This is a genomic window from Centipeda artemidis DSM 19719 (assembly GCF_000426665.1).
GTDB lineage: Bacteria > Bacillota > Negativicutes > Selenomonadales > Selenomonadaceae > Centipeda > Centipeda artemidis.
Genome location: NZ_AUFU01000006.1, coordinates 20,423 through 46,385 on the forward strand (window position 1 = coordinate 20,423; position 25,963 = coordinate 46,385).

Genomic DNA, 25,963 nt, shown 5'->3' on the forward strand with positions numbered 1-25,963 from the left:
TGTCCCCCGCGCGAACCTTTACCTCATCCGCATATCCGTGCGGTATATTCCGCCCATACAGCTTCATACGCCGCACCAACGGCTGCTCCATAGGCGGCTGCATCCATCACGGGAGACGCCGCCGTCATATTGCGCAGCCCTGCGTGGAGCGCATCGAGCGTCTGCGTATCCTGCGCGAGGAAAACGGCGCGCTCGATGTATTCTTCCTCCGTATGTGCAATGAGCGCCTCCGCGCCGATATTTTGGAGCAAAGACGCCCCGAACCTGCTCCCAAGTGTCTCCCCCTCGAGCGTCACGACAGGCACACCCATATAGAGCGCGTCACAGGTTGTTCCGCCGCCCGGATAAGGGAACGTATCAAGCGCAATGTCGATGCGCCCGTATGCCGCGAGATAATCTGCCGACGCCCCCTCCGTCTCCACACGCTCCGGAGGGATGCCTGCCGCCGCAATCCGCCGCCGCGCTTCGGCGGCGCCGTCCGACACGGAGAAGATCTCCGTCTTGAGCAACAACCGCGCCGTCGGCACGCGCCGCAGAATCTCCGCCCATACCTGCAGCACCCGATCGTTGATCTTCGTAAAATTATTTAGACTGCCAAATACAATAGGACGCCCCTCCGCCGGCAGGTGTGTCGCCGGAGGCGCGGGACGCAGCGGCTGCCAACAAAAATGCGTCCGCGGCAGCACGAGCAGACGCTCGACAAAGCCCTCCTGCGCATGTCCCGCCGCAAGTATGGGATCCGCGAGAAAATAATCCACGGTCTTTAGCCCCGTTGAGGCAAAGTAGCCGATCCCCGACATCTGCACCGGTGCGGGACGATAGGCGAGGACGGGCAGTGTCCCGCCCGCCGTATGCCCCGCGAGATCGACGAGGATATCAATCCGATCCTCATAGACGAGACGCGCCGCTTCCTCCGCCGTACACCCCATGAGATTCCGAAAGCAAGCCACGCGGCGGCGAATCCCGTCCGTGAACGCATCCTCCCTGTTCATCGCATAGACATAGACCTCAAATCGTGCGGTATCAAGCGCGGTAAAGAGTGCATACGAAAAGGAGAGCACCACGTGCTCCCGGACATCGGGCGAGAGATAGCCGATGCGCAGCCGCCTGCGCTGCGCTCCCGGCGCATGGGTGAACGGCACAACACCCTCGAGCAGAGCCCCGTATTCCTCCGCCGCTGCACGCTCCTCAAGAGGTGTCTGTGCAAGATAATGCCGGTTAAAGAGCACATTGCTCGCATTGAGCAGGCGCAGTTCCCGCTCCTGCGCCGCATCCCGTGCATGCGTATAGAACGTCACGGCGTCCTCCGCACGCCCCATGAATCGCGCGCACCCGCCCGCGAGATTGAACACCTTTTCCGTGATCGCGCCGGGCATGGCACACCCCATCAGCGGCGACAGGAGCGACAGCGCTGCGCATCGCTCCCCCTGCATCAAATGAATCCGCGCCCGCAGAAAGATCGTATAGGGATCGTCCGGTCGACAGCGCGCGCACTCCTTCCATGCCGCAAGCGCGTCCTCCGGCGATCCGGACTCAATAGCAAGCGCGGTCAAAAGCCCCGCCGCCTCTCCCGGCTCATCCCGGCGGAGCAGCTCAATATCCGCCTTGGCGCGCAGCGCATCGCCGCGATCGAGCGCGTCATAAATGCGCGTGCGCAGACGCTCGATGTCTGCCGGTATCCGCGCCGTCATATCCGCTCTCCGGAAAGCCGCGCGATGCGCCGCCGCATCCGCATGTCCTCGGGCGCGGCGGAAAGCTCCCTGCACGATCGCGGCAGAAGAATCGCAATGTTCCCCTGCGCCTGTGCGGGAAACTCCCCCATATGCGCCGCCGCGACCGCCGCCGTCCGCTCTCGATCCTCGATAAGGGATGCCGCCGCCGCACACACTTCCCCCGTCAGGAGCAGTCGTCTGCGCGCGGAGAATTTTCCCCCAGCGCGCTTCTCATAATAAAGGGCGGCGAGCGGGAAAGGCGTATCCACGAGCGCCTGCGCCAATAGCCCCGCATCCGCCTGTTCGTCATAGAGTTCGTTCAGCGCCGCCACGACATCCGCCGTCTCCGCGCCGGTCTCGGCGAGCAGACGCAGGAGCGCCTTGAGGGACAGCAGATGCCGCTTTTGCGCGCGCAGAGACCGGATATAGAACGCCGCCGCGGCTTCCTTTTCCCCGCACAGCTCCGCCGCCGCACCGAGCCGCTCATAGGCGAGCGGAGCGAACACGCCGGAGAGATCGCCGGGACGGTAATGCTCCTCATAGAGACGCACGCCCTCCGCATAGGCACGGCGCGCCGCCGCAAGATAACCGCGTTCCCACGCATATGTGCCGTAAATAAAGGGAAAATCCGCCGTCTCAGGAAACCTGCCGAGGGCGGCGTGATAGGCGGCATCGATCTCCGCATCGGCGGCATTCATCAGAATGAGCGACTGCAGGAGGACGGTATGCGGACGCTTCTCCCCGCCAACGGGCTGCTCCGGCAGATCCATTGCCTCCCGTGCATATGCCGCCGCCTTTTCATAATCCTCGAGCGTATAGTAGCAGTCCATCAGATGATAGGCGTCCATTTTATCATGATGCCCCGCCGCACGCCGCGCTGACAGGAGTTCCAAATCGCGCTCCGATTTTTGCCGCATGATCTGCGGAGAGTATCCCGTATGATAGAGAACGAGCTCCTCGGCATACAGCATTGTGCGCGCTGGGTCGCCGCTCAGGTTCTCCACATGCTCGTGGATGCTTCCCACAAAGCGCAGATGCGGCAGGCGGCGGAAAATGCGCTGTACCTGCGCCGTCGTGCCGAGCAGGGCGCCCGTCTCCATATCGATATTGACGAGACGCACGATGAACCCGTCGATTCGTTCCTCCGCGTCATGCGCCTCAACGAGCGGGCGCACGCGCGGCGCGCTCTCGTCCGTGAAATATTCGTCCGCATCAGTAAAGACCACCCAGTCCCCCGATGCGCGGTCGAGCGCAAAATTTTTCGCGGCGGCAAAGTCGTTGATCCAGTCAAAGTAGTAAACCACCGCCCCGCCCGCGCGCGCGATCTCGACCGTCGCATCGGTCGATCCCGTATCGACGACGATCATCTCGTCGGCAAAGATGCGCATGGAGGTGATCCAGTACGGCAGATTCTGCTCCTCGTTCTTGGTGATGACGCAGGCAGAAATTTTCATTGTATCAGCTCCATCAGTTCCCGCACCTTCCGAGTGTCCGGCTCCGCCGCAAGCGCACGGCTGAGATACGCGCCTCCCTCGTCCCGTTTGCCGAGCGCAAGACAGGCGCGCCCCGTCTCATAGAGATATGCCGCGTCCGCCGTGCCGCCCGCTTCGCCGTAGAAGAGCAAGGCTGCAAGCGCCGCCGCGGGGCGCCCCGCAGCCGCAAAATCATCCGCAAGTCGGCGTACATGCACGATGCCAAATGCCCCCGCACAGTGGATCACGCGCTCCGCCTGCATCTCATCCGCCGTGCGGACAAAGGCCTCCCGCACGAGCTCATAGCCCTCGGCGGTATCGGGGCACGCCGCGGCATCGGGTTCGTCATAATACCGCCAAAAGGCTCGCAGCACATCCGGCAGGAGCGCCCGCAGGCGGCGATAGAGATGCCGCCCGTCCGGCATATGCACGCGTTCCACGCGCAGAAGAATCTCCGCCGTCTCCCGCACATCGCCCGAGAGCAGTCCCGTCAGATATGCCGCACACTCCTCGGGCGATTGACTGCGCAACGCAGCATAGATCGGCGGGATCTCCGGCGCACGTCCCGTCTCCGCGTGCAGTGCATAGAGCGCCGCGCGCGCAAGCGGCATCCGCCCGCTCCCCTCCGCCGTGCGGTAGAGATAGAAAAGGCTCTCCGCATCCGTACCGATCTGCGCACGCAGTCCGTCAAGAACGCGCTGCGACGATTCATCCTCATGCAGCGCCGCATAGACGTCAACCGCCGCTTCGCGCGCCGTTCCCGCGTCAAAGGCATCCGCAAGTGCCGCTTCCGCCCCCGCACGGTCTCCTGCCGCTAGCAAGAGACGCGCCCGCGCCGCCGAGATCTCCCCCGCCCACGCCGTGAACTCGGAGCTTTCCCCGCTCTCATCCTCCGGCATTTCATAGAGCTTCGACGCCCGCGTGAGTTCGGCGATCGCGCGTCCATCCCCTGCCGCTTCATAGAGCAGACCGAGCCGCCCATGGAAATCCGGCAGGAGCGGAAATGCGCGGCACGCCCGCTCCGCCGCCACGATCTGCTCCGTGAGCGCCAGTTCCTCACGCTCCATACAATCGAGCAGGACATGATACAGATGCGACTGCGCGCCGAAAGACACTGCATTTTCCGCAATCGCCTCCTGCACATAGAGAAGCGCGGCGGCGCACTGTCCGAGTCCATAATAGGTATCGGCGAGATAGCGATAATCTCCCGGGCGGATGCCGTTTTGCTCTATTTCCGCCGCGAGCAGGGCGAGATTGCGCACATGCTTCTCGTACATGCGCCTTGCAGAATAACCGACATGCCGAATGGAGAGTGCTGTCGTCTCTTGATAGAGCAGGGGCTCTCCCTCCGCCTTTTGGAGCCGTTCATGCACGCGTCCCTCATAGAACAGCCCGCGGCCAAGACGCAGGAGCCGCACATGCGGCGCACGCCCGATTTCACGCGCGCCGGCATCCTCATCCACATGCACGATCGGCAGGAGAACGGCATCCGCTTCCGGCATCAATACGTCCATCATCGCGAGATAGGGCCGCACCTCGCGGGGATCAAAGAACGCCTCGTCCACATCGAGAATCGCCGCCCATGTGCCGGACGCACGGGAGAGCACCGTATTGCGCGCAGCAGCAAAGTCATCCGTCCATGCAAATTCATAAACATCCGCACCCGCGCGCACGGCAAGCTCCCGCGTCCCATCCGTCGATCCCGTGTCGAGCACGATGCGCTCATCCGCATACGCCGCTGCATTCCCCAGCCACGTCTCCATATCGCGCGCATCGTTGCGCACAAATACGCAGGCGGAAATACGAACGTCTCGTTCATGCATATGTATTTTTTCCCAAATGCCCATCCGCAGCCGCAGCTGCGCCGCCCCTTCCTCCGTGAAATCCGACGGCTCAAGCCCTCCCTGCGTCGGCGGGATATCGAGCGCAGTCTCTGCCGCGCGGATCGCCGCCGCATAGTCATAGCATGCGGCACACGCCTCAGCATATTCCGCGTGCATCTCCGGCAGCTCCGGGAAATCTGCAGCGGCACGTCCCGCGATCTTTCGCCGCCGATCCCGCATCTGCGGATGCGTCCCATAGAGATGGAGCAGGATGCGGTACGAAGAGCTCGCATAGACCGCAGCCTGTCGCCCGCGCTCAATATCGCGCAGCGCATAATGCTCCGCCATGCGTGCATCACCGAGCCGATCATAGGTCTCCGCAAGATAGCGCAGGCAACGCTCCGGATATTCCCCCGTCTCCATCTCCGCCAGCAGCATCCGCAGGTTGCGCTCTCCCTTAGCGCGCGTCAGCGTCGCCGAATACCCCGTATGAATCAGCCGCAGGCGTTGCGGCGATACCGTTTCGACAGGCTTTATAACGACTCCTCGATCCCGCAGTTCCTCGTGGATGCGCCCCACATAGCGGCGCTCCTCCGCATATTTGAAAATGCGCGGCGCAAACGAGTCAAGCAGCAGCTCTCCCGTGTCCTCGTCGATGTTCCTCCACGGAACAAGCAGAACCTGCGCGCCGGATTCCTCCGCCGCGGCAGCGACGTCCCGCAGATGCCCCGCCGTCTCCGGCGTGAAATACTCGTCCGCATCGAGGAACACGACCCAGTCGCCCCGAACATGCGAAAGGGCGGCATTTCGTGCCGCCGCGAAGTCGTCGTTCCACGCAAAATGATAGACCCGCGCGCCAAGCACGGCGGCAGTATCCGCCGACCCGTCCGCCGATCCTGTGTCCACAACGATCAGCTCGTCTACATACGCGCGCAGACTCTCAATGGATTTTTTCAAATGCACAGCGTCGTCGCGTACGATATAACATGCCGTCAGGCGCATATGCGGCTGCGTATCCGCTGCGAGCCTCACTTCCTCCATGCGGTATCTCCGCTCTTTTTCCGCCCAAATCTCGGCACTCTGAGCATCTCCCAAATGTGTATAAATCAGAACCATGCGCTCCGCGACCCGCGCCGCCACATCACGGTTAAAAAAAGAATCGTCCCGCCGAATGCCGGCGTCGCCCTCGTACCGGTCTATTGCCGCCGTAAAACTCGCGAGTGCCGGCTCGTATTGCTCCAGACCGCAGAGAACCATCCCTCGCTCCGCGTAGAAATCCGGCAGATCGGGATAGCCGACAATGGCGGCGTTGACGTATTTCAGCATTTCCGCATCCGAATCATGCAGAGCGCGCATGGACTCGATCACCTGATGATAGATTTTGCTCCGACCACCAATAATCTCCAAATCGCTCGATAAGACTTCTGCCGAGAGTTCGATCACGCGCCGGTAGTCCTTCAGCCAAAAATAGCAGTCGGCGAGGTATGCCGCGTGCCATGGTTTCCGCCCGTGCTCTGCGGCATCCGCTTCTAGCATCGCGATATTACGGCGTACCTTCTCCGCACTCCGCACAGGCATATATCCCGTATGCCCGCAGACAAGGCGTTCATCCGCATAGCACAGGATGCGCTCGCCGCCGTCACGCCGCACCGCCTGCTCATGAATTGTTCCCTCATAACACAGCGCATCGCCGCCGCGCAGAACACGCGGCAGAATATCCGTCATCATATGATTCCGGTCACCCGGCAAGACATAATGCTCCATACGCACCATCAGAAGATCCCATGCCGGCATTCGGGCGGTATAGGATTCTATCGCAGGGCGTACCTGCGCCGGATGCAGGAAGTATTCGTCTGCATCAAGGAAAATGATATAATCTCCCGTCACATGAGCCAGTGCAAAATTCCGCGCCGCCGCGAAATCATCCCGCCATGGAAATTCATAGAGCGCCGCATGATATTCCGCCGCCGCAGCGGCAATGTACACATCTCCCGCCGTAGAGACGACGACGATCTCATCCGCCGCCGCTGAGACACTCGCCAGAGACCGGCGCAGCTCATCCGCTTCGTCCTTCACAATATAGCAGGCGGAGATCTTCATGGCGCACATCCTTTCAATCATTGTAATCATTATACGGCATCGCAGAAGAAATGAAAAGCATTAGTGATGCGGTTATGTGTCACGATGATATTGTATTGTATATCCCGCATCATGTCATGCCGTAACCGGAGTGAACCAGAAGTTTGGAGTCAGCGCAAGGAATGAGGAGGACACAAGGGAAGGCGCCGCCTTTACGAAAAGCTATCAACCAACGCCGCTATGTGTCGTTACAAGGCGGCATAATATGCTGCGTTTCCTCACGATGATATTGTATTGTATATCCCGTTTCATACCGTAACCTAAGTGACACAGCTATGCGCCAAGATCGCACGTCATACCCTAACCTAAGTGACGCGTAAGCTTGGATGCACGGCTAGGAACAAGGAAAATACAAGGGCAGGCGTAGTTAAGACCTACGTCAACCGCAGTATTTTCCGCAGTGACACCGCCGTGCGCCAAGATCGGCTGTCACGCCACAAAAAAAGCCCCTTCCCCGAAGGGAAGAGACTCTTCTTTAGTTGTCCGTAAGTAAACGCCGAGGCGAAAATTACTTGAGGAGCGAGAGGACAGCGGAGCTGTTCTGGTTCGCCTGTGCGAGCATGGACTGCGCAGCCTGGAGCAGAACGTTGTTCTTCGTGTACTCCGTCATCTCCTTCGCCATGTCCGCGTCGCGGATGGTGGATTCGGAGTTCTGGACATTCTCGGCTGCCGTGGTGAGGTTGGAGCTCGTGTAGGCGAGACGCGTCTGAACGGCGCCGATGTTCGCCTGCTCGTCGAGCGCCTTCTGGAGCGCCGACTCGATGGCGTTGATTGCAGCGTTTGCCTTGTCCTGCGTCTGAACGCTGATAACCGTACCGTCCGTGCCCTTCATGCCAAGTGCGAGCGAACGCATATCGGTCATGCTGACCTTGATCGCCTGGTTTGCCTTCGTGCCCGTCTGGAGAACGAGAGCGTTGTCCTCCGACTTGTTCTCTGCGCGGATACGCTCGTTGAAGCCGTCAAGCGCTGTGTTCGCAGTCTTGCGAATCGCGCCCGTGTTGTCCGAGATCGAGAGCGTGAACGAGGAGACCTGGTAGGTCGTGCCCGCACCCTTCGCGCCGATCGACAGAGCGCTCTTGTTGTCCGCCGTGTAAACGCTGTTGCCGGCCTTATCAAGACCAATCCAAGCGCCGGCCGTAACTTTCCCCGAATCGACGAATGCGGTCCCCTCAACGCCCTCCGAGCCATTGAATGCCTTCGCGGTGAGGAGGTCTGACATCGTGTACGTGCTGACCTGGAATGTCGTGGTGTAGGTCTTTCCCTCGCGGACGTAGGAAACGGTGACCTTATCCGTCGACTGGATGTTGAGACCTTCGTCCGTGCGGCTCTGGAGCTCCGTCAGCTTGGATCCCCACTTCGATGCGGTGCTGAGCGAGCTGTTCGTGAGCGTCGTGCACGTCGCCGTGCCGATGCTGTTGCGCGAACCGTCAACGAGGTACTTGCCGTTGTAGGTAGCAAGCGCGTTGTCGTCGATCTGGTCAACCATCTGGTTGATCTCTTTCTGGATCGTACGGCGGTCTTCGTCGGTGTTCGTGTCGTTCGCCGCGTTGATTGCCTTCTCCTTCAGGGTCTTGAGGATCTCGACCGTGCTGGAGACAGCGCCCTCGGCGGTCTTCATCATGCTGTTGCCGTTCTGGGTGTTCTGGTTGTCCTGATTCAGCGAACGGATCTGGACGCGCATACGCTCGGAGATGGCATAGCCGGAAGCATCGTCGCCGGCATCGTTGATCTTCATGCCCGAGGAGACCTTCTGGAGGCTCTTCGAAAGCGCCGACTGGTTCTTGTTCAGGATGTTCAGCGTGTTGACTGCCGACATGTTGTTTTTGACTATCATAGCCATGGTGTAAATTCCTCCCTGGTATAGTTCCGGCTGTGCCGGAAGTTAAATGTATGTGCGGACATCCGTGCCCGCTGTAATAGGCAAGTGCGCGTCTATTCCGTCCGGCTGCTAGCTGACCGTCAAGAACAGCCGCACCGCTTGCTTATTAGCTTTACATAATGTATATCGTCACAAGGACGATATACTTAAGCATTATGCTGAAAATATTTTACTTTTTTCCTGTGTTTTGTCAAGATGCAGACCGGGTGTCGTCCGCACGCTCAGTAACGCTTGTTGAGTACGCTCCCGAGCGGGCTCGCCTCGGAGAGATCATAGCTGTGAACGGCGGCATTCTGCCGGCGCGATTTGTTCAGCCATGCGCGCGCCTTGTACCCGATCTGCATCTCGAGCGGACGAACCTCCGCATCGAAGGCTTCCCATGCCGCGCTCTCCTTATAGGGATCGGCGGGCAGCGCACGGATCAAATCAACGATTTGCTCCCGCTGATCAACAAGGTTGATGAAGGTGTCGATTTCCTCTCCGTCGATGAATTTGATCAACTCGTGCGTAAGGACGCGATATTTCTCCCAGAGTTCCGCGGCTGCCACATATTGTTCATCCGGCATAGACGCCGCTCCCCTCTGTGCCCTGCGAGCCTTTCTCCTCACGCGCTTTCTTCATGGCCTGTGCCCATGCGTCGCGGAGTTCCGTCATGATATCCGATGCCTCGGCAATGATCGTGGGATCGCTCTTCATATTCCCCTCGACGAGACGGTCGTAGGCGTAGTTATAAAGCGGCAGGAGCTGATGGGAGATCTCATAATCCATGTTGAGGGTTACGCGGAACTCGCTGATGATATTCTGTGCTTTTTGAAGAGACTCGTTCGCGGTTTCATAATGCTTCTCCGCGAGCGCCTCGACGCCCTCCTTGATGAACTTGAGGCACCCGTTGTAGAGCATGAGCGTGAGTGCCTCGGGTGTCGCCGTCATGACCTGCTGTCTCTTATAGGCGTCCGCAGCGGTATTTACCATGTGGGAATCCCCCTGTTACTTTGCGGCAAAGAAGTTGAACTGTGCAGAGAGACGCGAGATTGCAACCTCCATCGCGTTGTACTTCTTGTAAAGATTGTTCTCAAAGGAGGTCATGAGCTGTTTGAAGTCGCTCATCTGTTTCTGATAGTTCTGGATGAGCTTGCCGAGCTCACTCGTAACGTCCGTCTTGTCCGCCGTCCTGCCTGCATGGCTCTCAAGCGATTTGAGCCGGCTCGTCACCTTGTTGTAAAGGCGGTTCGCAACGCCGCTGTTGTTGTAGTCGTTGTCCGGATCGTCATACGACATCAAACGGTTCACGGCATCCGGTTCTGCGGCGATAGCGTTTTTGAGCTTCGTCTCGTCGATCTGCAGATGCCCCTTCTGATCCTTCGACGTGATGCCGATGGATGCGAGCGAATTATAGCGCCCGGGAACGGAGCCGACACGGTTGGTCACGGCATCGCGCATGTCGCTGATGATGGAGCGGAGGTATTCGTCGCGGTACAGAAGCCCAGATTTTGCCTTCTCGTTCCACTTTTCGACCTGCTCCTTCGTCATGCCGTCCTCTTGGGTCTTCGTGAGCACGCCGTAGTCTCTGTACTTACCTTCGCTGTACTGCTTGTTGAGATCGTCAAGGAGCTTGTTGTACTCCTCCACGAACTTCTTCACATTCTCGAGCAGCTTATCCTGATCCTGAGCGATCCCGACCTGCGCCGGTGCTGTCGTTTTCTGCTTAAAGGTATAGGTGACGCCGCCGACGGTAAGCTTGTTCTCCTGCAAATTATCGTATTCGCGTCCGTCAATCTTGACCTTGCCGTTGACGCCGGTCACGGCATTTGTGGTTCCGGCAGAGTATGTCTGCGCGGTGCCGGGGTTATTATTCACATCGCCCAGCTTAAGGTTTGTGAGCAGCTGCGCAGACGCATTCTGCATATCTCCCGTACCGCTTTCAACGGAGAGTTCGATTTTGTTCTCCGCCCCTGTCTTGGTATTGACGATGGAAAAGGCATCCGATACGGTGTCATAGGATGCGCTGAGGCTGCGTGCTGCGTTCTTCCCGGCGGTATCCTTATAGCGCGCATTGTTGATGCGGGTTGCAAGGTCGTTCAGCGTGAGGTTCTTATCGAAAACCTCTTCGGCTGTAAACTCAACCGTCGTCGTATTTGTTCCGTCGGAGACCTTGAACCGAAGCGCGACATCCGTGTTTGCCATGCTCGCCGGTTTCGTTCCGCCTGCATAGGCAATGTCCTTGAGCATCATGCTCTTTGCGGCAGATGCCGCCGTATTGGCACGCTCCACATGGGCGCCCGTCGCCGTCATCAGATAGGCGTTCTTCGCCGTCTCCGAAACCTCGACATTATGTGTCATGAGCCCCGCGCTTGCGTTTGCGACCGCCGTTACGGCGTCCGTATTCGAGCTCGTCGCCGTCATCGGCTTCGTCGTTGCGCTCAGCTTATAGTTTGAAAGCGTACTGTTTTGGAACGTGCTGAGTTTTTCATACACATTCGCATAGGCTTCCTTGCGCCATTCCGTCTCGACTTCCTTTTTATAGATACGGTCATATCTCTTTTGCTGAGAGAGCATTCCGACCTTGACGAGCGATTCGACGTCGATGCCGGATCCTGAGAGTCCGTAGATTCCCTTTGACCCCGTGGCTCCTGTTGCTCCTGCCATAGTAACTCCTCCTTGCCTTTCATTCTGCCGGCTTAGGCGGTCTTATCCAAGAATGCGCCGATCCAGTCGTGTACCTTGATCATGTGCTCGACCATCGCCTCGGGCGGCACTTCGCGCAGCACTTCGCCTGTTTTCTTATCCAGCATACGCACCGACATCACGTTGACTTCCTTGTGGTACTGGAACTCAAGATTGACGTTGATGCTGCGCATGATTTCGTTGAGCTTTTTGGTGATGTATGCCGTCTGATCTTCGGTCAGTTTTTCATGATGCGCCGATTTCTCGTTTGCTTTCTGCGCCGCATCATACTGCACGCTGTTCGCATTGCTCGATGCGGGCACCGCACTTTCCTGTGCCGGATCGCTCCCTGCGGCCTGCGGGCCGCTCTGCCCGTCCTGCATACTGCTCACGGCAACCGCCGCGAGCATAACATCCTGAACGCTTCCTACTGCCATAGGTATCCCTCCGTGTATACCGGGAAACGCTCCCTGCGTTTCCGCTGAATTCTTCCATGATGACTATATATTTTACCCTTTGGGCAAGCTGCTGAGGTCAAAGTTCTGCGGACTTTCTGCAGCTCTTTGGTTCTCCTCCTGGATTGCCCGGTAGATTTCACCGCGGTAGATCTTGACGCTGCGCGGCGCGTCGATAGCGATGCGCACGTTGTCGCCCTGTACCTCCACGATGTTCACGACGATGTTGTCGCCGATCATAATCTGCTGTCGGGGTTTGCGCGTGAGTACGAGCATTACTTGTCCTCCTTTGTATCCTGGAACAAGCGGTGCTTCGTCGTGTATGGGCTGCGATCCAGCACAATCTGCTTGGCGCGGCGCGTCTTGGCGTTGACGACAATCGGCGCCATGAGATTCGCCGTGAGATCGCGGATCTCCGTGCCCGAAAGAGTGAGAATCGTGTAGATCAGGACTTCATCGGGCGACGTCAGTCCGAGCGCACGCTCCACGTCGTCGTCGATGACAACTTCATACTCCGGAAAGAATACGAGCGGCATCGTCATGAGGAACGCAAGATCCGGTGTCTTGAGCGATTGGAGGAACACATAGGGACTCCCCTCCTCGTAGGGGATGATGAGGAATTCCCGTTCCTCCTCAAAGGCCGGAATACCCGATTCGAAAGTGATGATTGCGTCTTCTTCCGCTTCGATCTCGCCGAAACGGGTTGTCATGAATTTTTTCATCAAAAACTCCTGTTATGCCAGTATATCGTAGTGTCCCTCGCTGACCCAGCCGTGAATGTCACCCTTGCGCTCGAGATAGGTCTCGATGCTGCCGCGGTTGTACTCAATGCTGGCGCGCGGCTCGATCTGCCACTGCGGCAAAACGGTACCGACCTCGGTCTCGCCGACGACCTCGCCGACGTCGAAGCTGATCTCGGGCTTTGGAATCGCCGCCGCGACGAGCACGCGGTTCTGATCGGCGATGCTCTGCACCTCGCTCTGCACCTGCTCGATGGGAACCATGCGTCCGGGTTTCGGCCCATCCTCGGCGAGCGCCCATGCCATCTGCGTGTGCTTGGACGTTCCCTGCTGCACGCCCGAGAGTCCTTCCTGCTCGTTTTCGCGGGCAAAGTCGGTATGGTTTGTATAGCCGTAGCTGTGACGGCTCGGATAGCTGTCGATATCGATTTTGGGCTGTGTCTTTCCTTTGTTCGAGCGTGCCTGCTGCGACGTCTGATCGTAGCTCGGCTGATTGATGCCCGCGTCGAGGGTGTTCTTCTGCGACCGCATCCCGATCATCGGGAGTGTGTGGCGCACGTTGAGATAAAGCATAGACATCGTGGGCATCCTTTCCCGTTATGAAAATGCTAGTGAAAATCAGCGCAGATAATCGACGAGCGAGAGCGGTAGGATGCGTGCCCCCATAGAGAGCGACATGCTCATGAGAGTCTGCTGCTGCATCATCTTGGTCGCGAGTGCCGCGACATCGGTCGAGGAGACATCGGTGATATCCTTTGTGATGTTTTCCTTGTGATTCGTCAAAATATCCGTCATATCGGTGTAGAGGCGCGAGCGCGCGCCCGTCTCCGTGTGTGCCTGCAGCGTCACCTGGTTCGCAGCATCCGCGAGCGTTACGCCGTCGGAGCTGATCCAGTGCGGGTTGGAGTGGTTCGTCTGCTCGTACACGGTGAGCATGTTGTTGAGCATCGCAGTGCCGGAAGCACTGTTGCCCGAGTTCCCATCGTCGAAAAGATCGCGTCCGAAGAGGTCGCGCCCCGTCTTATTCACCGTATCCGCCGTTGGCTCGGTTGAACCGTTCTGCTTGACCATGGAGATGTAGCGCATATCGCCGTTATAGGTAGCGATCTGCTGTTTGATCGTGGCAAACTTCATATTGACGGTTGAACCGCCGACCATTGCGGATGTCGTCCAGTTCGTCCCGGCGCCTGCATCCGTTTTGATTTCGCCCGTATTCTTGAAATGTTGGCTGATATTGAGCGCACCGCCGATGTTTCCAACACGATCCGTCGCGGGATCCACCGTCGAGCGCCCTTTGGCGATGACGTCCTTATACCCTTCCTGCACAAATTCCTTCGTATAGATGTCGCCCGTGAGGGTATTCATATAGTAGTCTTTGCCGTCGTCCCCCTGAAGCGCAAGCATCTGATGCAGGAAATCACCGCTTTTCTCATTGCTGACACCGTTGAAGAACGCTGTCTGCCGATCATCGAGCGTCTTGGTAAGACCGCGGTCAACCTTATGCGACGAATCCGTCATGGAGAAGGGCTGCGTAAGATCCGCCTGCCCGGAGAAAATATAGCGGTCACCGAGCTGCGTGTTGCCGAGGGAGACGATCTGCTGGATGCCTGCCATCATCTCGCGTGCGATGGCAGGCCAGTCGCCGCCCTTTTCATCCTTGTCGTCGTTTGCCGCTTGAATGGTCTTTGCCTTGAAGGTCTTTTGAATATCCTCCATACCGGAGAGTGCGTTCTGCGTGGCGTTCATCCACGAAAGCCCTGCCTTCACGCTGCTCTGATACCGCTCGTTCTCACCCTCAGAGATGTCGTAGCGCAGGTAACGCGAATAGTCCACGGAGTTGTCGGAGGGGCGGTGCAGTTTGCTGCCGTCGCCCTGCTCCATGAGTTTGGCTTTATTGTATTCCAGTTCGTTGAGATCTTTTTGATAGCGCTGTACCGAGTAATCGCTGCTGACGCGGATTGCCATGGGTCACACCTTACCTTCCAACCGTGCCGGTACTATTGATGAGCTTGTCAAGCATCTCGTCCATCGAGGTAAGGACGCGCGAGCATGCGCCGTATCCCGTTTGGAACTTCAGCATATTCGTCAGCTCCTCGTTCCAGTTGACGCCCGCGGTGGACTGCCGCCACTGGGTGATCTGTGTGATGAGATCGTCCTGCTGCTTGAGCTTTTTGTCCACGGTCTCGGCGTTCGCGCCGAGCTTGCTCATGATGCCGTTGTAATACTGATTGATGGAAATCGTGCTCACCGGACGCTCCGTTCCCGCGGGATTCATCGAGCTTCCCTGATCGGTATTGAAGAGCTTGCTCAGTTCGACTGCCATCGTACCGTCGCCTGTTCCGTTAATCCAGCTGTTGTCGTAGGTGTAGGTCGAGGATCCCGCCGAGATGGTCGGCTTGACCATCCCCTTAGGCTTGCTGGTCAGCGGATCGACGGTCGGATCGTAGATCTGTCGTGCCGCGACAAGGTTCTGACCGCCCGGCGCAGTCAGTTCGCTTGCGACCTTCAGGGCATTGATGATCTGCATGGATTTAAGTTTTTTCTTATCTGAAGCGACTACAGAATCTGTCATCGTAATCGTTGTCGTCGTGCCGGAAACCGTTTTATTGACACTCGCGGCAGTCTGCTCCATCCAGCGCTCGCCCGTCGCCGCATCGACGTGCCATGTGTAGTGTGTACCTGTGTAGCTGCCGCCGGTCGCGGTGCTTTTATTGCCGTTGTCCCCAAAGAAATTAAGCCATGTTGTCGCATCTGCATCAATGCCCGCGCCCTGCTTGTGTACGTCGTTAAACGTTGTGAGCAATGTTGCGGCAATATCCGCGAGGTTGTCAATATATCCCTTATCCTGCACGATGGTATCCTGTAGTGCCTTGAGGACGCCGCTCTGCGGGACATAGCCGATGCCGCCCGCCTCCTTGATGCGGATGGTGTAGTCGGTGATGCCGTACTCCTCGTTGTTCATCGGCTCACTCATCTCGAGCGTCAGCCGGCCTTCGCGATTGACGAGCGTCATGCCGTTCGAGACGACGGTATACATACCGTTCGCTTCCTCATAGACGTTGACGTTCGTGATCTCCGAGAGCTGGTCGACGAGGAGGTCGCGCTGATCGCGCAGGTCGTTTGCTTTTGCCCCGTTCGTCTCCGCGTACATGATGTTCTTGTTCAGTCGTGAGATCTGCTCCGTGATGCTGTTGACCTTCTGCACCTGAATGCGCATCTCGTCGTACTGCGACGCGATCTGATCCTGCAGCTGGTTCGCATTTGTCCGGAGGCGATCGACGAGGTTGTTGCCCTTTGTCAGAACTGCCGTGCGCGACGCCGCATCGCTCGCGTAGTTCGAGAGATTCACCCACGCGTCATAGAACTGCTTCATCGCGTTAAGGATGCCCGTGTTCTTGGAATCGTTGAAGATCGTCTCGACCTTGTCGTAGTTTGTCTTATTCGTCTTGTAAAAGTTCTGTGCCGACGTCTCCGACCAGAACTGCTTATCCGCGTAGATATTGCGTGCACGCGTGAGTGACATCGCGTCGACGCCGCCGCCGACGAGGACGTCCCCGTAGAGCGAGGAACGCTCCTGGTAGTTCGTCGCCGCCGAGTTGACGCTCTGACGCGAATAGCCGGGCGTCGAGGCGTTCGTAATGTTGTGCCCCGTAGTATCCAGCGAGAGCTGGTTGTTCTGAATGCCCTTGACCATCGTATTGAGGCCGGCAAATGTTGACCGCATATTCCCTCATTCCTTCTATTACTATACGTCCGCGTCAAACATGGCGATCTCGCGCCGCAGCCCCGCGCCGGGACCCGCGACGGGCTGCGAACACCCGTAGGTATCGTCGGCGGAGGTGCCGGAAACGACGTTGAGCTGATAATTGATAAAGTCCATGTTCCGATCGAGTAACGCTTTGCAGGTCTGCACCTCTTCGCGCAGTGCGCTTTGCCGAGCCGCCGCGCTGCGGGCGGCACGATGCGCAGTCAGCCGCTCGCTGAGGTTCGGCTCTGCGTCGATGACTGCAGCGAGCGTGCCGCGCCCCGTACGCTCCAGGAACGCCGCAAGCGCTTTCTCCGCCGCCCGCAACTCAGTAAGGCTGCGTTCCGCCGCAGCGGTCGCAGTGCTCACGCCCCCCGCAGCGCCCCCGTGTCGGAGAGCCTCTTTCAGCGCGGCGAAGCAGCGTGCAGCCGCCTCGCATGTGCCGAGCTGCTCTTTGAGCAGGAGCAGTACCTCACGGGTCTCATTTGTCATGACCGTTCACGCCTTAAAATCCAAATTTTTCTTCAAATGCCGCACCTGCTCTGTGCCGCCCTGCCCGTAGACGGGATCGACGACCGCGCCGCCGATACGACCGAGCGTGCGGTTGACCGCCATGAGCGCGCCCTCGATGAGAAGTGCGTTCGCTTCGCTCGCTTCCTTCGTCTCCTTGACGAGGATGCTCAGCTTGCGGCTCGCACCCAGCACGGCACGGTGTATGGCATCGTTCGGCGCGAGAAGCGCGAGCTCCTCCATCGTCGTATCGACAGTCACTCCCGGTGTCTCCTTCGCAATCTGCGCAAGCTGTGTCAGGCGCTCCTTCTCCAAGCGCTCGACTGTGCGCGCGCAGGCGCTCTCTTCCGCCGTTAGTTTTTCGAGCGCAGCCATATCGAGCGCAACAAGAATACCGCGCTTCTTCTTCTGAAGCGCGCCGATTTTCTCATACTGCGCCGAAAGGCCATGCAGCGTCTCCGTCAGGGCATTCCACATGCTGCCGGTCTCTATATCAATAACGCATCGCGAGCATCTTCGCCGCGATTTCGTCGGGAGCGGGTGCATACGTCCCCGCATCCGTGCGCGCCGAAAGAGACGACACACGATCCGCACGCACGCCGTCGCCTGCACGCAGTTTTTGCAGGATGTCGCCAAAGCTCTGCGCCTCGCCCGAGAGTTCGAGCGCGTCCGGCTGCTGCACGGCGCGCACCGCATCCACGCGGCGCGTGCTTGTTGTCTGGCTGCCGGCGTAGAGCCTGCTCACTGCCGACACCGTATGATTGCTGATCAACATCTTCATTCACCACCTAATGTTCTGCTCCGACTTGAATGCACGGAGCTCCTTCATTTTCTTTATCGAAAAAAAAAGACGCACACTTAAGGGCATTCCCCAGCGTGCGTCCCGTATTTTTTAATTTTAGCCGAGTGTCACATATCCCTTACGCCCGCCGGACTTGTCCCCCGTCGTGCGCATCCCGGACGCGCTCTTTTGCGCGATGTGCGCGGTCAATTCGTCTCGGATCTCCCTTTGGCACTTGTCACAATACTGTCCCTTTTGGATGGGCGAGCCGCATTTCTCACACGGATAGTAGAGATCTGCGCCTGAGGAGACAAAGCGCCCCTCCCGGATCATGCGGCGGATGACCGGTTCCTGTACGCCCGTCGCCTCGACGATCTCGCCGATCTGCGACTTCGGATGATCACGGACGAACTCAACAATCGCCTTTTCCCACTCTTCTTCCTTTGCGCGGCAATCCATACAAATGCGGGCATTATTAATTGAGACAAATACCTTCCCGCAGCTTGAGCAGTTCTTCATCTTCCCTGCCATCGACAAACGCTCCTCCCAAAATAGCGGATCGGCATACTCTCATGATCCGAATCTATCTTCATGTCATAATACTATCGTATTTTACAACAACATGGGAGAAAAATCAATACTTCAACGCTGTCGTGCGAAGAGTCCGCCCTCGCGCGTTAAAATGCGGCAGCTGTTGAGCACAACGATGAGCGTGGCCGAGTTGTGGATCGCCGCCGCCGCAAGCGGGCTGATGCGCCCGAGCGCGCCGAGGATCATCGCCGCCGAGTTGACGAGGATGGTCGCTTTGAAGTTCTGCCCCACGAGGTGCATCGTGCGCTGTCCGAGCCGCAGCGCCTCGACAAGCCGCGTCGGATCCTCGGAGTGGATCGTCACCGCCGAGGACTCCGCCGCGATGTCCGTCTGGCGCCCGCCGAGCGAGACGCCGACGTCCGCAAAGGCGAGCGCTGGCGCGTCGTTGATGCCGTCGCCGACCATCATGACCGTGCCGCGCTGCTTGAGCGTGTTGACATAGTACGACTTATCCTCGGGCAGAATCTCCGCATGGTACGAGTCGACGTCCATCTCGCGCGCCGCGTCCGCCGCGACCGCCTTCGCATCGCCCGTCAGCATAACGATCTCGTCCACGCCGCAGCGGCGGAGCTGGTTGAGCGTCTTCTTCATCTTGGGGCGGATCGGATCCTCGATGCCAATGATTCCTATGAGCCTCCGATCGCGCGCGATATAGAGCAGATTCTTCCGCGTGACGCCCGCGCCGAGATGCTCCGTATCCTCGATGCCGTTCTCGGCGAGGAACCGCTTGCTGCCGACACGCACTGTGCCGCCCGTATAGCCGTCGAAATCCGGCACCTCGGCGCACATGCCGCGCGCGACGATGGTCTCGGAGGAGCGGTGCTGCGGTGCTTTCCACCCCTTTGCATCGACATATTTTTGAATCGCGACGGCGAGCGGATGCACAGAGTGCTCCTCGGCAGACGCCGCGAGGAGGATCATCTCCTTCTCCGAGACCCCGTCCGCCGTGCGGATGAACGAGATCTCCGGCACGCCGATCGTGAGCGTCCCCGTCTTGTCAAAGACGACGGTATCGGTGCGCGCAAGCGCCTCGATGTAGTTGCCGCCCTTGACGAGGATGCCGCGTTTTGCAGCCGCCGCGATGGAGGCGGACATGGCGGTTGCCGTAGAGAGCTTCAGCCCGCAGGAGAAATCGATGAAGAGCAGGTTCAGCACGCGCTGCCAGTCGCGCGTCGCCCCGTAGACGATCGCCGCGCCGAGGAAGGACACGGGAACGAGGTAGTTCGCCATCTGATCGGCGAAGTTCTGCACGGGCGCGCGGCGCGTCTGTGCCTCCTCGACGAGGTGAACGATGTGTGCAAGGGAGGTGTCGCTGCCGACCTTCTCCACAGCGATCACGATCTCGCCCGCCTCGACGACACTGCCCGCGTAGACGGGTGAGCCCGCCTGCTTCATCGCGGGGCTGGATTCGCCCGTGATGGACGCCTGCGTCACCGCCGCATCGCCGCGCAGGACGTGACCGTCGATGACGATCTTCTCCCCCGCGTGCGCCGCGATGATGTTGCCGGGGCGAATCTCCTCCACGGGAACTTTGCGCTCGACCTCGTTTTCGCCCGCGCCCTCGACAAGCCAGACATAGCGCTGATCGAGTGAGAGGAGTCCCGAGATCTGCGCGCGCGCCTTCTCCGCCGCGTAGTTCGTCAGCATCTCCGCACCGTTGCTGAGGACGAGGAGCATGAGGCTCGACTCGGGCTTGCCCGCGAGCACGGAAGCGATGACCGCCGTCGTCGTGAGCGTATCCGCATTCGGTTCGCGGTCGCGGACGAGACCTTCGACGCCCGTCTTGATGAATTTGCGCGAGATGGCGACGACAAGCAGGGCGCGCAGAACCTTCATCGACGCGAACATCTCGGGCGCGGTGCGTTTCAATATCTCCATCGCCGCAAAGCTCGCGAGAGAAATCAGCGCGTCCCGGCGGAACTCTGCGAGCCGCTGTGCGGGAGTCACCGACGCCTCCTCCGCCGTGCGTACCGCGCGTGAGGCCGCCGCAAGAACACGATCCGCCGGGAGACGCCCTTCATGCCAGAGATTCACATGATCCTCGCGCACCTCGGCGGCCGCCACCGCCGGAAAGCGGCGCAGACGCGCCGCAAGGCGCGCCGCCTCTTCGCGCGGGAGCGCGCATTTCATACGGATGCGTGTATTTTTCAACGTACTCATACCGTCCGCCATCCTCTCATGAGCGTCAGCCCCCACCACAGCATCTGGAATCCCGAGGGCGACGTGCGTGTCCCCGCCCCTGCGGCGCCCGCCGCATTGGCGAGCACGAGTTGGCGGATGCCGATGAGGAAGAACACGCCCGCCGCGAGCGAGTTCAGATCGAGCGCGCCGCCCGAATGCGACTGAATCCACCCGCTGAACGCGTGCACCGAGCTGCGGATGCTCTGCGCGAGCGTCCCGACATGCGGCGCAGCGTGCCCTTTCGAAAAGATCTTTTCCAGTTCCTCCGCGAGCACGAGGATGTGCGCCTCATCCTCCGGATGATAGATGAGCAGAATGCTCCCGGAGTCCGCGTTCACCTCGATCTCACGCACAAACGAAAGCGTGCGGATGCCCGCCGTGAGGAGCTGTGCCGTCTCCTCCGTCAAATACGGCGTCCGATACCGCCGCCGCCCCGCTGACGCATGTACGCAGGAAAACGGCAGGAGCAGATCACCCGTGCGCGGCAGACGCCCGCGCGGACGCTTGCCCCGCTCGCCCCGGCTCGCCGCGAAAAAGGAGGTCGGCGCCGTACCCCCCCCGCTCATATACTGCCGCAGATACTTCGCGAGCGACGCTCCCAGCATAAATCCCGAAACATATGACATTATGCCCGCCTCCTCGCGTGCTTTACAATATATTCCTCCGCGCGGCGCAGCTCCGCATTCGCGCGCAGCCGCTCCGGCAGATAGGTGATTAGGATCGATCCCGTCTCCGTATTCGTCGTCACGGACTCCAGCTCTGCGAGCGCACCGAGACGCCGCCGCACCTCTTCCTCCAGCGCCGGATTGCCGATCATCTGCCTGCTGTAGAGGCGCACGCGCCCCGGCATATAGGACGCAACCTCAGTTGAGCGCAGGAAGAGCTCGAGTGCGGATGCGGGAATCGCCGCCCGGACGGCTTCAAAAATATCCAAAGTCCGGCAGCCCCCTTTCCTTTTCAAAAAAGGGCTGCGCGCGACACCCGCGCGACAGCCCCTCCGGAAAACACCGAGCCTTACTTATCGAGCGCAGACTGTGCCGCGATCAGATCCTCAAGCTCCTCCTTCTGCCGCTGCAGTTCCGCAACTGACAGCTCCGCCTGACCGGACTCAAGCGCCGCAAGCTGCTGCGAACGCTCCTGCATGAAGCGATAGCCGAAAATGCCCGCCACCGCGCCGACCGCAAGCCCGATCCAAAAATCCGTCTTCGAGAACATAGTAGTTCCTCCTTTGCCACTTCGCCCCTTGCATGAGGGCATGTTCGCTCCTTGGCGCCTTGACTCACCACTGAGTGAATCCCCCCCACCGCAATCCCTACGACAAATAAAGGCTGCCTCTGTTGGCAGCCTTGAAGGATTCCCGTGAGCGGCAACGGTTCCTGCGCCGTGAGGCAGCGGCAGCGCCGCATCCCTCTCCGGAACCGTTCCATTGCCCTGAGTATAAGGCACAAAGTCCCGCTTGTCAATAGAAACCGCGTAATTAGGAATCATACGCGTTTCCATTCTCAACCTGCACACGATCATCCTAAATCCATGGGGATGATATGCGACTCCTTCATGAACGCGCTGAGTTTCCGGACGTCGCGCATGAGGTCACTGTAATGCACGGGCGTCAGGGACTGCGGTCCATCGGAGAGTGCCTTTGCAGGGTTCGGGTGCACCTCGATGATGAGACCATCCGCGCCCGCCGCGATGGAGGCAAGGGACATCGGTTTGATCATGCGCCACTTACCCGTGCCGTGACTTGGATCGGCAATGATCGGCAGATGCGAGAGGTGCTTGATCGCCGCAATCGCACTGATGTCAAACGTATTGCGCGTGTACGTCTCATAGGTGCGGATACCGCGCTCGCAGAGAATGACGTTCGGATTACCCTCGTTCATGATGTACTCTGCCGCATTCAGCCACTCGTCAATCGTCGCCGCGAGTCCGCGTTTCAGCATGACGGGTTTGCCCGTACGCCCGACTGCCTTGAGGAGTCCAAAGTTCTGCATGTTGCGCGCGCCGATTTGGAGCAGATCGGCATAGGCGGCGACCGTGTCCACCGCCTCGACGACCGTCACCTCTGTGACGACGCGCAGCCGGGTGCGCTCGCGCGCCTCCGCGAGATATTTCAGCCCCTCCTCCTCAAGCCCTTGGAACGCATAGGGCGAGGTGCGCGGCTTGTACGCGCCGCCGCGGATGAACTGCGCCCCGCCCGACTTGATGATCTCCGCCGTCTCGAGCAGCTGTGAACGCGACTCGACCGAGCAGGGACCCGCCATCACCACAGGATTCCCGCCGCCGATCTGCACTCCGGCGACATCGATCACGCTCGGCGCGGGATGGAACTCACGACTCGCAAGTTTATAGCTCTTTGAGATCGCGACCGTCGTCTCCACGCCGCGCATCGCATCAAGCGGCGTCGCGGCGAGCAGCGTCTTGTCCCCGATGACGCCGACAATCTTCTGCCGCGCGCCCTCCATCACCTTCGCTTCGAGCCCCTTTTCCTCAATGGCGTGAATGACGCCCTCGATATCCTCCTGCGAAGCATCCACATTCATAATGACAACCATAGTATTTTCTCCTTTGTAAATTTATAAAATATGATGCCCCTAAGCGTGAAAATCCCGCCTCATACCGTATGTGTGATACTCCCCCCGGAGCTAACGCGCCACTTCGTACCGCGTCGGCGTCCGCCGCAGCCATTTTTAAGCCCCGCTTTTTGGCAAGGCGGATGCCAAAGCGGTGCAGATAAATAAAATACCGTATAGTGAGTGACGCACAAGCTTGGATGCAGAGCAAGGAACTAGAAAAATTCAAGGGAAGGCGTAGTTAAAAGCTACGTCGACCGCAGGATTTTTCGCAGTGACACAGCTATGCGCCAAGATCGTGCGTCACGTCTCTATGAACAGGAAACGCCCCCGCTATTTTCAACCACACACTTTTTTCCGCAACCGCATCGATCGCATCGCGCAGCATATCGGGATCGCAGTGTGCGTCGAGATCAAAATAGAAAATATACGCCCCGAGCTCCGTCCGTGCCGGCCGCGACTCGATCCGCGTCAGATTCACCCCGCGCCGAGCGAACTCCCCGAGCACCTCATAGAGCGCTCCAGGGCGCGTGCCGTCGATCCGACAGATGACGAGCACGGTATCGGGCGGCTCGGCAGGAGGCGGGATCGTCCCTTCGCGGGCGATCTCAAAGAACCGCGTACAGTTCGACCCGCGATCCTCTATTTTCCCTGCACGTTCAACAAGCCCGTTCAGCTCCCCCGCACGCCGCGTACAGATCGCCGCAAGTCCGGCATCCGGCGGCGCCGTGCCGACGATCTCGGCCGCGCGCGCCGTGCTCGACGTCTTGATGATCTCCGCGCGCGGACAATACCTCAGGAGGAAATCACGGCATTGGGCGATGGGCTGCGCGTGAGAGTAGACCACACGAATCTCGCCCTCTGCTGTACGCGCCATCAGGTAGTTGTGCACCGGCCAGATCACCTCGCGCCGTACGCGCAGCATATCCGCATGGGCGAGCACGTCAAGCGTCACAGTGATCGCGCCCTCGAGCGAGTTCTCCACCGGCACGAACGCCGTATCCACCTCCCCCGTCTCGACCGCATGAATGCACTCGCCGATGTCCGCGAACCGGACGAGCTCCGCCGCGCGATGCCGCCACACCTTCAGATAGAGCGCCGCCGCCTCGCTGTGCGTCCCCACGGGGCCAAGGATGCCCATTTTCCTGATCACACGCATTCCTCCTAGTAAGATTCTATCATACTATATGGACATACCGTTGACAAGGATGACGGAAAGACTTTCATTTCATCCTCATTTATCTTGCCCCGCCGCTGTGTTATAATGAGGACGTTTTCTGAATAAATCAAATTGAAAAGGACGCCCTATGACAACAGATGAATATCTCGGCATCATCCGCTGCATCGCGGGACTCAAGGAACGCACGCGCCACGCATGGACGCGGGACGGACGGCAGGAGAGCGTCGCCGAGCACAGCTGGCGGCTCGCGCTCATGGCATATTTCCTCCGCGACCGCTTCCCGGGCACCGACCTCACGCGCGTCCTCCTCATGTGCCTCCTGCACGACATCGGCGAAGTCTTTACCGGAGACATCCCGACGTTTGAAAAAACCGACGCTGACCGCGCACGCGAGCACGCACTGCGCGACGATTGGATCAACGCGCTGCCGCCGCCCTATGCCGAGGAACTGCAGGAACTTTTTAGAGAGATGGACGCAAGAGAAACCGAAGAAGCCCGGCTCGTCCGCGCCCTCGACCGCATGGAGGCGGTGCTCACGCACAACGAGGGTGACCCGTGTACATGGCTGCCTCTCGAATATGACCTCCAGCGCACCTACGGCGTACCCGAAGCCGCGTTCTCGGACATCCTCGCAGACATCCGCGCCGCCGTCACCCGCGAGGTCGACGCCCTCATCGCGGCGCAAAATGCATCGACCGAATAAAAGGAGCAAGATAAATGAAACCAAGCTATGGCAACTGGATCTCGAACTCCATGCTGAAAACCTTCTTCGGCGTCGCTTTCGGACTTTTCGCCGTCTCGCAGGCGCTCGCCTTCACCCTTGGCAAGGAAACCTATTACTATGTCGCCTGCATCCTCTGTACCTTTGCCACAGCTGCCGCGCTCTACATGAGTTACTGCCACTATGTCTTTTCCTTCGGCGGCGGCGGACTCATGCGCCGCATCCACAATTATCTCCTCGAACACCTCGCGTGGAACGGCAAAGGCACGCTGCTCGACGTCGGCTGCGGATCGGGCGCACTCTCCATCGCCGCCGCAAAACAATTTCCTGCGGCAAAGGTGCAGGGCATCGACGCGTGGGGCGCCATGTGGGACTACAGCAAAGATCAGTGCGACCGCAACGCAGAGATCGAGGGCGTCGGCGCGCGCTGCACATTCATGCCCGGAGACGCCGCAAAGATCGACTTTCCGAGCAGATCCTTTGACGCCGTCATCAGCAATTTTGTCTATCACGAAGTCCGCACGCAAAAGGATAAATTCATGCTCGTCGAGGAGACCCTGCGCACGCTGAAAAAGGGCGGCTCCTTCGCCCTGCAGGACACCTTCGGCGACAAGGATCGCTACGGCAAAATGGAGGAGTTCCTCGACTACCTCAAAGAGCACGACGACATCGACGACATCACCTACGTCCCGAACATCGCGCGGCACATCCCCATGCCATTCCTCGTGCGGTTCATGCTGCGCGACTGCGGACTCATCTACGGCAGGAAATAAAAGCCCCGACGAAAGGAAGATGAAGAC

The 25,963-nt window shown here is 59.2% G+C and carries 25 protein-coding genes; 2 read left to right on the forward strand and 23 right to left on the reverse strand.

What is annotated here, in order from left to right; all coding sequences use genetic code 11:
* Nucleotides 1–23: 23 nt before the first annotated feature.
* From K341_RS0104610 to pheA, 23 genes are all read right to left on the reverse strand, one after another.
* Complete coding sequence (locus K341_RS0104610; protein WP_026762010.1) at nucleotides 24–1,691, reverse strand: O-linked N-acetylglucosamine transferase, SPINDLY family protein; 1,668 nt, start codon at nucleotides 1,689–1,691, stop codon at nucleotides 24–26.
* Complete coding sequence (locus K341_RS0104615) at nucleotides 1,688–3,166, reverse strand: glycosyltransferase family 2 protein (RefSeq protein ID WP_026762011.1); 1,479 nt, start codon at nucleotides 3,164–3,166, stop codon at nucleotides 1,688–1,690. Before K341_RS0104615 ends, K341_RS0104610 begins: the two co-directional genes overlap by 4 nt.
* Nucleotides 3,163–7,107, reverse strand: a complete 3,945-nt coding sequence (locus K341_RS0104620; protein ID WP_026762012.1) for a glycosyltransferase — start codon at nucleotides 7,105–7,107, stop codon at nucleotides 3,163–3,165. The genes K341_RS0104615 and K341_RS0104620 overlap by 4 nt, the downstream gene beginning before the upstream one ends.
* Before the next feature lie 547 nt (nucleotides 7,108–7,654).
* On the reverse strand, nucleotides 7,655–8,986 hold the full coding sequence (locus tag K341_RS0104625) for a flagellin N-terminal helical domain-containing protein (RefSeq protein ID WP_026762013.1): 1,332 nt from the start codon (nucleotides 8,984–8,986) through the stop codon (nucleotides 7,655–7,657).
* Between the two features lie 260 nt (nucleotides 8,987–9,246).
* Entirely contained in the window at nucleotides 9,247–9,591 is a 345-nt protein-coding gene (locus K341_RS0104630; RefSeq protein WP_009439372.1) for a hypothetical protein, read from the reverse strand.
* Complete coding sequence (gene fliS / locus K341_RS0104635) at nucleotides 9,581–9,997, reverse strand: flagellar export chaperone FliS (protein WP_026762014.1); 417 nt, start codon at nucleotides 9,995–9,997, stop codon at nucleotides 9,581–9,583. Before fliS ends, K341_RS0104630 begins: the two co-directional genes overlap by 11 nt.
* A gap of 15 nt (nucleotides 9,998–10,012) precedes the next feature.
* Entirely contained in the window at nucleotides 10,013–11,671 is a 1,659-nt protein-coding gene (gene fliD, locus K341_RS0104640; protein WP_026762015.1) for a flagellar filament capping protein FliD, read from the reverse strand.
* 32 nt (nucleotides 11,672–11,703) lie between these two features.
* Nucleotides 11,704–12,126 (reverse strand): flagellar protein FlaG, encoded by a 423-nt coding sequence (locus K341_RS0104645; RefSeq protein WP_009350319.1) that lies wholly within the window; start codon nucleotides 12,124–12,126, stop codon nucleotides 11,704–11,706.
* Between the two features lie 72 nt (nucleotides 12,127–12,198).
* Nucleotides 12,199–12,420, reverse strand: a complete 222-nt coding sequence (gene csrA / locus K341_RS0104650) for a carbon storage regulator CsrA (protein ID WP_009350320.1) — start codon at nucleotides 12,418–12,420, stop codon at nucleotides 12,199–12,201.
* The gene (gene fliW, locus K341_RS0104655; protein ID WP_026762016.1) at nucleotides 12,420–12,866 is read right to left on the reverse strand and encodes a flagellar assembly protein FliW; all 447 of its coding nucleotides are present in this window, start codon (nucleotides 12,864–12,866) and stop codon (nucleotides 12,420–12,422) included. The genes csrA and fliW overlap by 1 nt, the downstream gene beginning before the upstream one ends.
* 12 nt (nucleotides 12,867–12,878) lie before the next feature.
* Nucleotides 12,879–13,463 carry a DUF6470 family protein gene (locus K341_RS0104660; protein WP_026762017.1) on the reverse strand — a complete coding sequence of 195 codons (585 nt, stop codon included), beginning with the start codon at nucleotides 13,461–13,463 and terminating at the stop codon, nucleotides 12,879–12,881.
* A gap of 39 nt (nucleotides 13,464–13,502) precedes the next feature.
* Complete coding sequence (locus K341_RS0104665; RefSeq protein ID WP_026762018.1) at nucleotides 13,503–14,849, reverse strand: flagellin N-terminal helical domain-containing protein; 1,347 nt, start codon at nucleotides 14,847–14,849, stop codon at nucleotides 13,503–13,505.
* 10 nt (nucleotides 14,850–14,859) lie between these two features.
* Nucleotides 14,860–16,608, reverse strand: a complete 1,749-nt coding sequence (gene flgK / locus K341_RS0104670; protein ID WP_026762019.1) for a flagellar hook-associated protein FlgK — start codon at nucleotides 16,606–16,608, stop codon at nucleotides 14,860–14,862.
* A 21-nt stretch (nucleotides 16,609–16,629) separates the two neighbouring features.
* Complete coding sequence (flgN, locus tag K341_RS0104675) at nucleotides 16,630–17,121, reverse strand: flagellar export chaperone FlgN (protein ID WP_026762020.1); 492 nt, start codon at nucleotides 17,119–17,121, stop codon at nucleotides 16,630–16,632.
* Between the two features lie 6 nt (nucleotides 17,122–17,127).
* Nucleotides 17,128–17,616 (reverse strand): flagellar protein FlgN, encoded by a 489-nt coding sequence (locus tag K341_RS0104680; RefSeq protein WP_026762021.1) that lies wholly within the window; start codon nucleotides 17,614–17,616, stop codon nucleotides 17,128–17,130.
* Nucleotides 17,617–17,632: 16 nt separating this feature from the next.
* Complete coding sequence (locus K341_RS0104685) at nucleotides 17,633–17,914, reverse strand: flagellar biosynthesis anti-sigma factor FlgM (RefSeq protein ID WP_026762022.1); 282 nt, start codon at nucleotides 17,912–17,914, stop codon at nucleotides 17,633–17,635.
* A 123-nt stretch (nucleotides 17,915–18,037) separates the two neighbouring features.
* Nucleotides 18,038–18,451, reverse strand: coding sequence for a flagellar protein (locus K341_RS0104690; RefSeq protein WP_009350328.1), 414 nt, complete (start codon nucleotides 18,449–18,451; stop codon nucleotides 18,038–18,040).
* 111 nt (nucleotides 18,452–18,562) lie between these two features.
* Nucleotides 18,563–20,671, reverse strand: a complete 2,109-nt coding sequence (locus K341_RS0104695; protein WP_026762023.1) for a heavy metal translocating P-type ATPase — start codon at nucleotides 20,669–20,671, stop codon at nucleotides 18,563–18,565.
* Nucleotides 20,668–21,318: an HMA2 domain-containing protein gene (locus tag K341_RS0104700; protein ID WP_026762024.1), complete on the reverse strand. Its 651-nt coding sequence runs from the start codon at nucleotides 21,316–21,318 to the stop codon at nucleotides 20,668–20,670. Before K341_RS0104700 ends, K341_RS0104695 begins: the two co-directional genes overlap by 4 nt.
* The gene (locus tag K341_RS0104705; protein ID WP_009439465.1) at nucleotides 21,318–21,626 is read right to left on the reverse strand and encodes an HMA2 domain-containing protein; all 309 of its coding nucleotides are present in this window, start codon (nucleotides 21,624–21,626) and stop codon (nucleotides 21,318–21,320) included. The genes K341_RS0104700 and K341_RS0104705 overlap by 1 nt, the downstream gene beginning before the upstream one ends.
* Before the next feature lie 80 nt (nucleotides 21,627–21,706).
* Nucleotides 21,707–21,907, reverse strand: coding sequence for a Z-ring associated ZapG family protein (locus K341_RS0104710; protein WP_009350333.1), 201 nt, complete (start codon nucleotides 21,905–21,907; stop codon nucleotides 21,707–21,709).
* Between the two features lie 302 nt (nucleotides 21,908–22,209).
* Nucleotides 22,210–23,244: a 3-deoxy-7-phosphoheptulonate synthase gene (aroF, locus tag K341_RS0104715; protein ID WP_026762025.1), complete on the reverse strand. Its 1,035-nt coding sequence runs from the start codon at nucleotides 23,242–23,244 to the stop codon at nucleotides 22,210–22,212.
* A gap of 301 nt (nucleotides 23,245–23,545) precedes the next feature.
* A complete protein-coding gene (gene pheA / locus K341_RS0104720) occupies nucleotides 23,546–24,415 on the reverse strand; it encodes a prephenate dehydratase (RefSeq protein ID WP_026762026.1) in 870 nt (289 codons plus the stop codon).
* Nucleotides 24,416–24,569: 154 nt separating this feature from the next.
* On the opposite strand from pheA, the gene K341_RS0104725 reads away from it, so the two are divergent.
* Together K341_RS0104725 and K341_RS0104730 are read left to right on the forward strand one after the other, a co-directional pair.
* Complete coding sequence (locus tag K341_RS0104725) at nucleotides 24,570–25,145, forward strand: HD domain-containing protein (protein WP_026762027.1); 576 nt, start codon at nucleotides 24,570–24,572, stop codon at nucleotides 25,143–25,145.
* Nucleotides 25,146–25,159: 14 nt separating this feature from the next.
* Entirely contained in the window at nucleotides 25,160–25,936 is a 777-nt protein-coding gene (locus K341_RS0104730; protein WP_026762028.1) for a class I SAM-dependent methyltransferase, read from the forward strand.
* The last annotated feature ends 27 nt before the right edge of the window (nucleotides 25,937–25,963 follow it).

What these genes read in the sequence shown, in the direction of transcription:
- K341_RS0104610 (WP_026762010.1), bottom strand. Translation starts at nt 1,691, where the DNA reads ATGACGGCGCGGATACCGGCAGACATCGAGCGTCTGCGCACGCGCATT.
- K341_RS0104615 (WP_026762011.1), bottom strand. Translation starts at nt 3,166, where the DNA reads ATGAAAATTTCTGCCTGCGTCATCACCAAGAACGAGGAGCAGAATCTG.
- K341_RS0104620 (WP_026762012.1), bottom strand. Translation starts at nt 7,107, where the DNA reads ATGAAGATCTCCGCCTGCTATATTGTGAAGGACGAAGCGGATGAGCTG.
- K341_RS0104625 (WP_026762013.1), bottom strand. Translation starts at nt 8,986, where the DNA reads ATGGCTATGATAGTCAAAAACAACATGTCGGCAGTCAACACGCTGAAC.
- K341_RS0104630 (WP_009439372.1), bottom strand. Translation starts at nt 9,591, where the DNA reads ATGCCGGATGAACAATATGTGGCAGCCGCGGAACTCTGGGAGAAATAT.
- fliS (WP_026762014.1), bottom strand. Translation starts at nt 9,997, where the DNA reads ATGGTAAATACCGCTGCGGACGCCTATAAGAGACAGCAGGTCATGACG.
- fliD (WP_026762015.1), bottom strand. Translation starts at nt 11,671, where the DNA reads ATGGCAGGAGCAACAGGAGCCACGGGGTCAAAGGGAATCTACGGACTC.
- K341_RS0104645 (WP_009350319.1), bottom strand. Translation starts at nt 12,126, where the DNA reads ATGGCAGTAGGAAGCGTTCAGGATGTTATGCTCGCGGCGGTTGCCGTG.
- csrA (WP_009350320.1), bottom strand. Translation starts at nt 12,420, where the DNA reads ATGCTCGTACTCACGCGCAAACCCCGACAGCAGATTATGATCGGCGAC.
- fliW (WP_026762016.1), bottom strand. Translation starts at nt 12,866, where the DNA reads ATGAAAAAATTCATGACAACCCGTTTCGGCGAGATCGAAGCGGAAGAA.
- K341_RS0104660 (WP_026762017.1), bottom strand. Translation starts at nt 13,463, where the DNA reads ATGTCTATGCTTTATCTCAACGTGCGCCACACACTCCCGATGATCGGG.
- K341_RS0104665 (WP_026762018.1), bottom strand. Translation starts at nt 14,849, where the DNA reads ATGGCAATCCGCGTCAGCAGCGATTACTCGGTACAGCGCTATCAAAAA.
- flgK (WP_026762019.1), bottom strand. Translation starts at nt 16,608, where the DNA reads ATGCGGTCAACATTTGCCGGCCTCAATACGATGGTCAAGGGCATTCAG.
- flgN (WP_026762020.1), bottom strand. Translation starts at nt 17,121, where the DNA reads ATGACAAATGAGACCCGTGAGGTACTGCTCCTGCTCAAAGAGCAGCTC.
- K341_RS0104680 (WP_026762021.1), bottom strand. Translation starts at nt 17,616, where the DNA reads ATGTGGAATGCCCTGACGGAGACGCTGCATGGCCTTTCGGCGCAGTAT.
- K341_RS0104685 (WP_026762022.1), bottom strand. Translation starts at nt 17,914, where the DNA reads ATGTTGATCAGCAATCATACGGTGTCGGCAGTGAGCAGGCTCTACGCC.
- K341_RS0104690 (WP_009350328.1), bottom strand. Translation starts at nt 18,451, where the DNA reads ATGGCAGGGAAGATGAAGAACTGCTCAAGCTGCGGGAAGGTATTTGTC.
- K341_RS0104695 (WP_026762023.1), bottom strand. Translation starts at nt 20,671, where the DNA reads ATGAGTACGTTGAAAAATACACGCATCCGTATGAAATGCGCGCTCCCG.
- K341_RS0104700 (WP_026762024.1), bottom strand. Translation starts at nt 21,318, where the DNA reads ATGTCATATGTTTCGGGATTTATGCTGGGAGCGTCGCTCGCGAAGTAT.
- K341_RS0104710 (WP_009350333.1), bottom strand. Translation starts at nt 21,907, where the DNA reads ATGTTCTCGAAGACGGATTTTTGGATCGGGCTTGCGGTCGGCGCGGTG.
- aroF (WP_026762025.1), bottom strand. Translation starts at nt 23,244, where the DNA reads ATGGTTGTCATTATGAATGTGGATGCTTCGCAGGAGGATATCGAGGGC.
- K341_RS0104725 (WP_026762027.1), top strand. Translation starts at nt 24,570, where the DNA reads ATGACAACAGATGAATATCTCGGCATCATCCGCTGCATCGCGGGACTC.
- K341_RS0104730 (WP_026762028.1), top strand. Translation starts at nt 25,160, where the DNA reads ATGAAACCAAGCTATGGCAACTGGATCTCGAACTCCATGCTGAAAACC.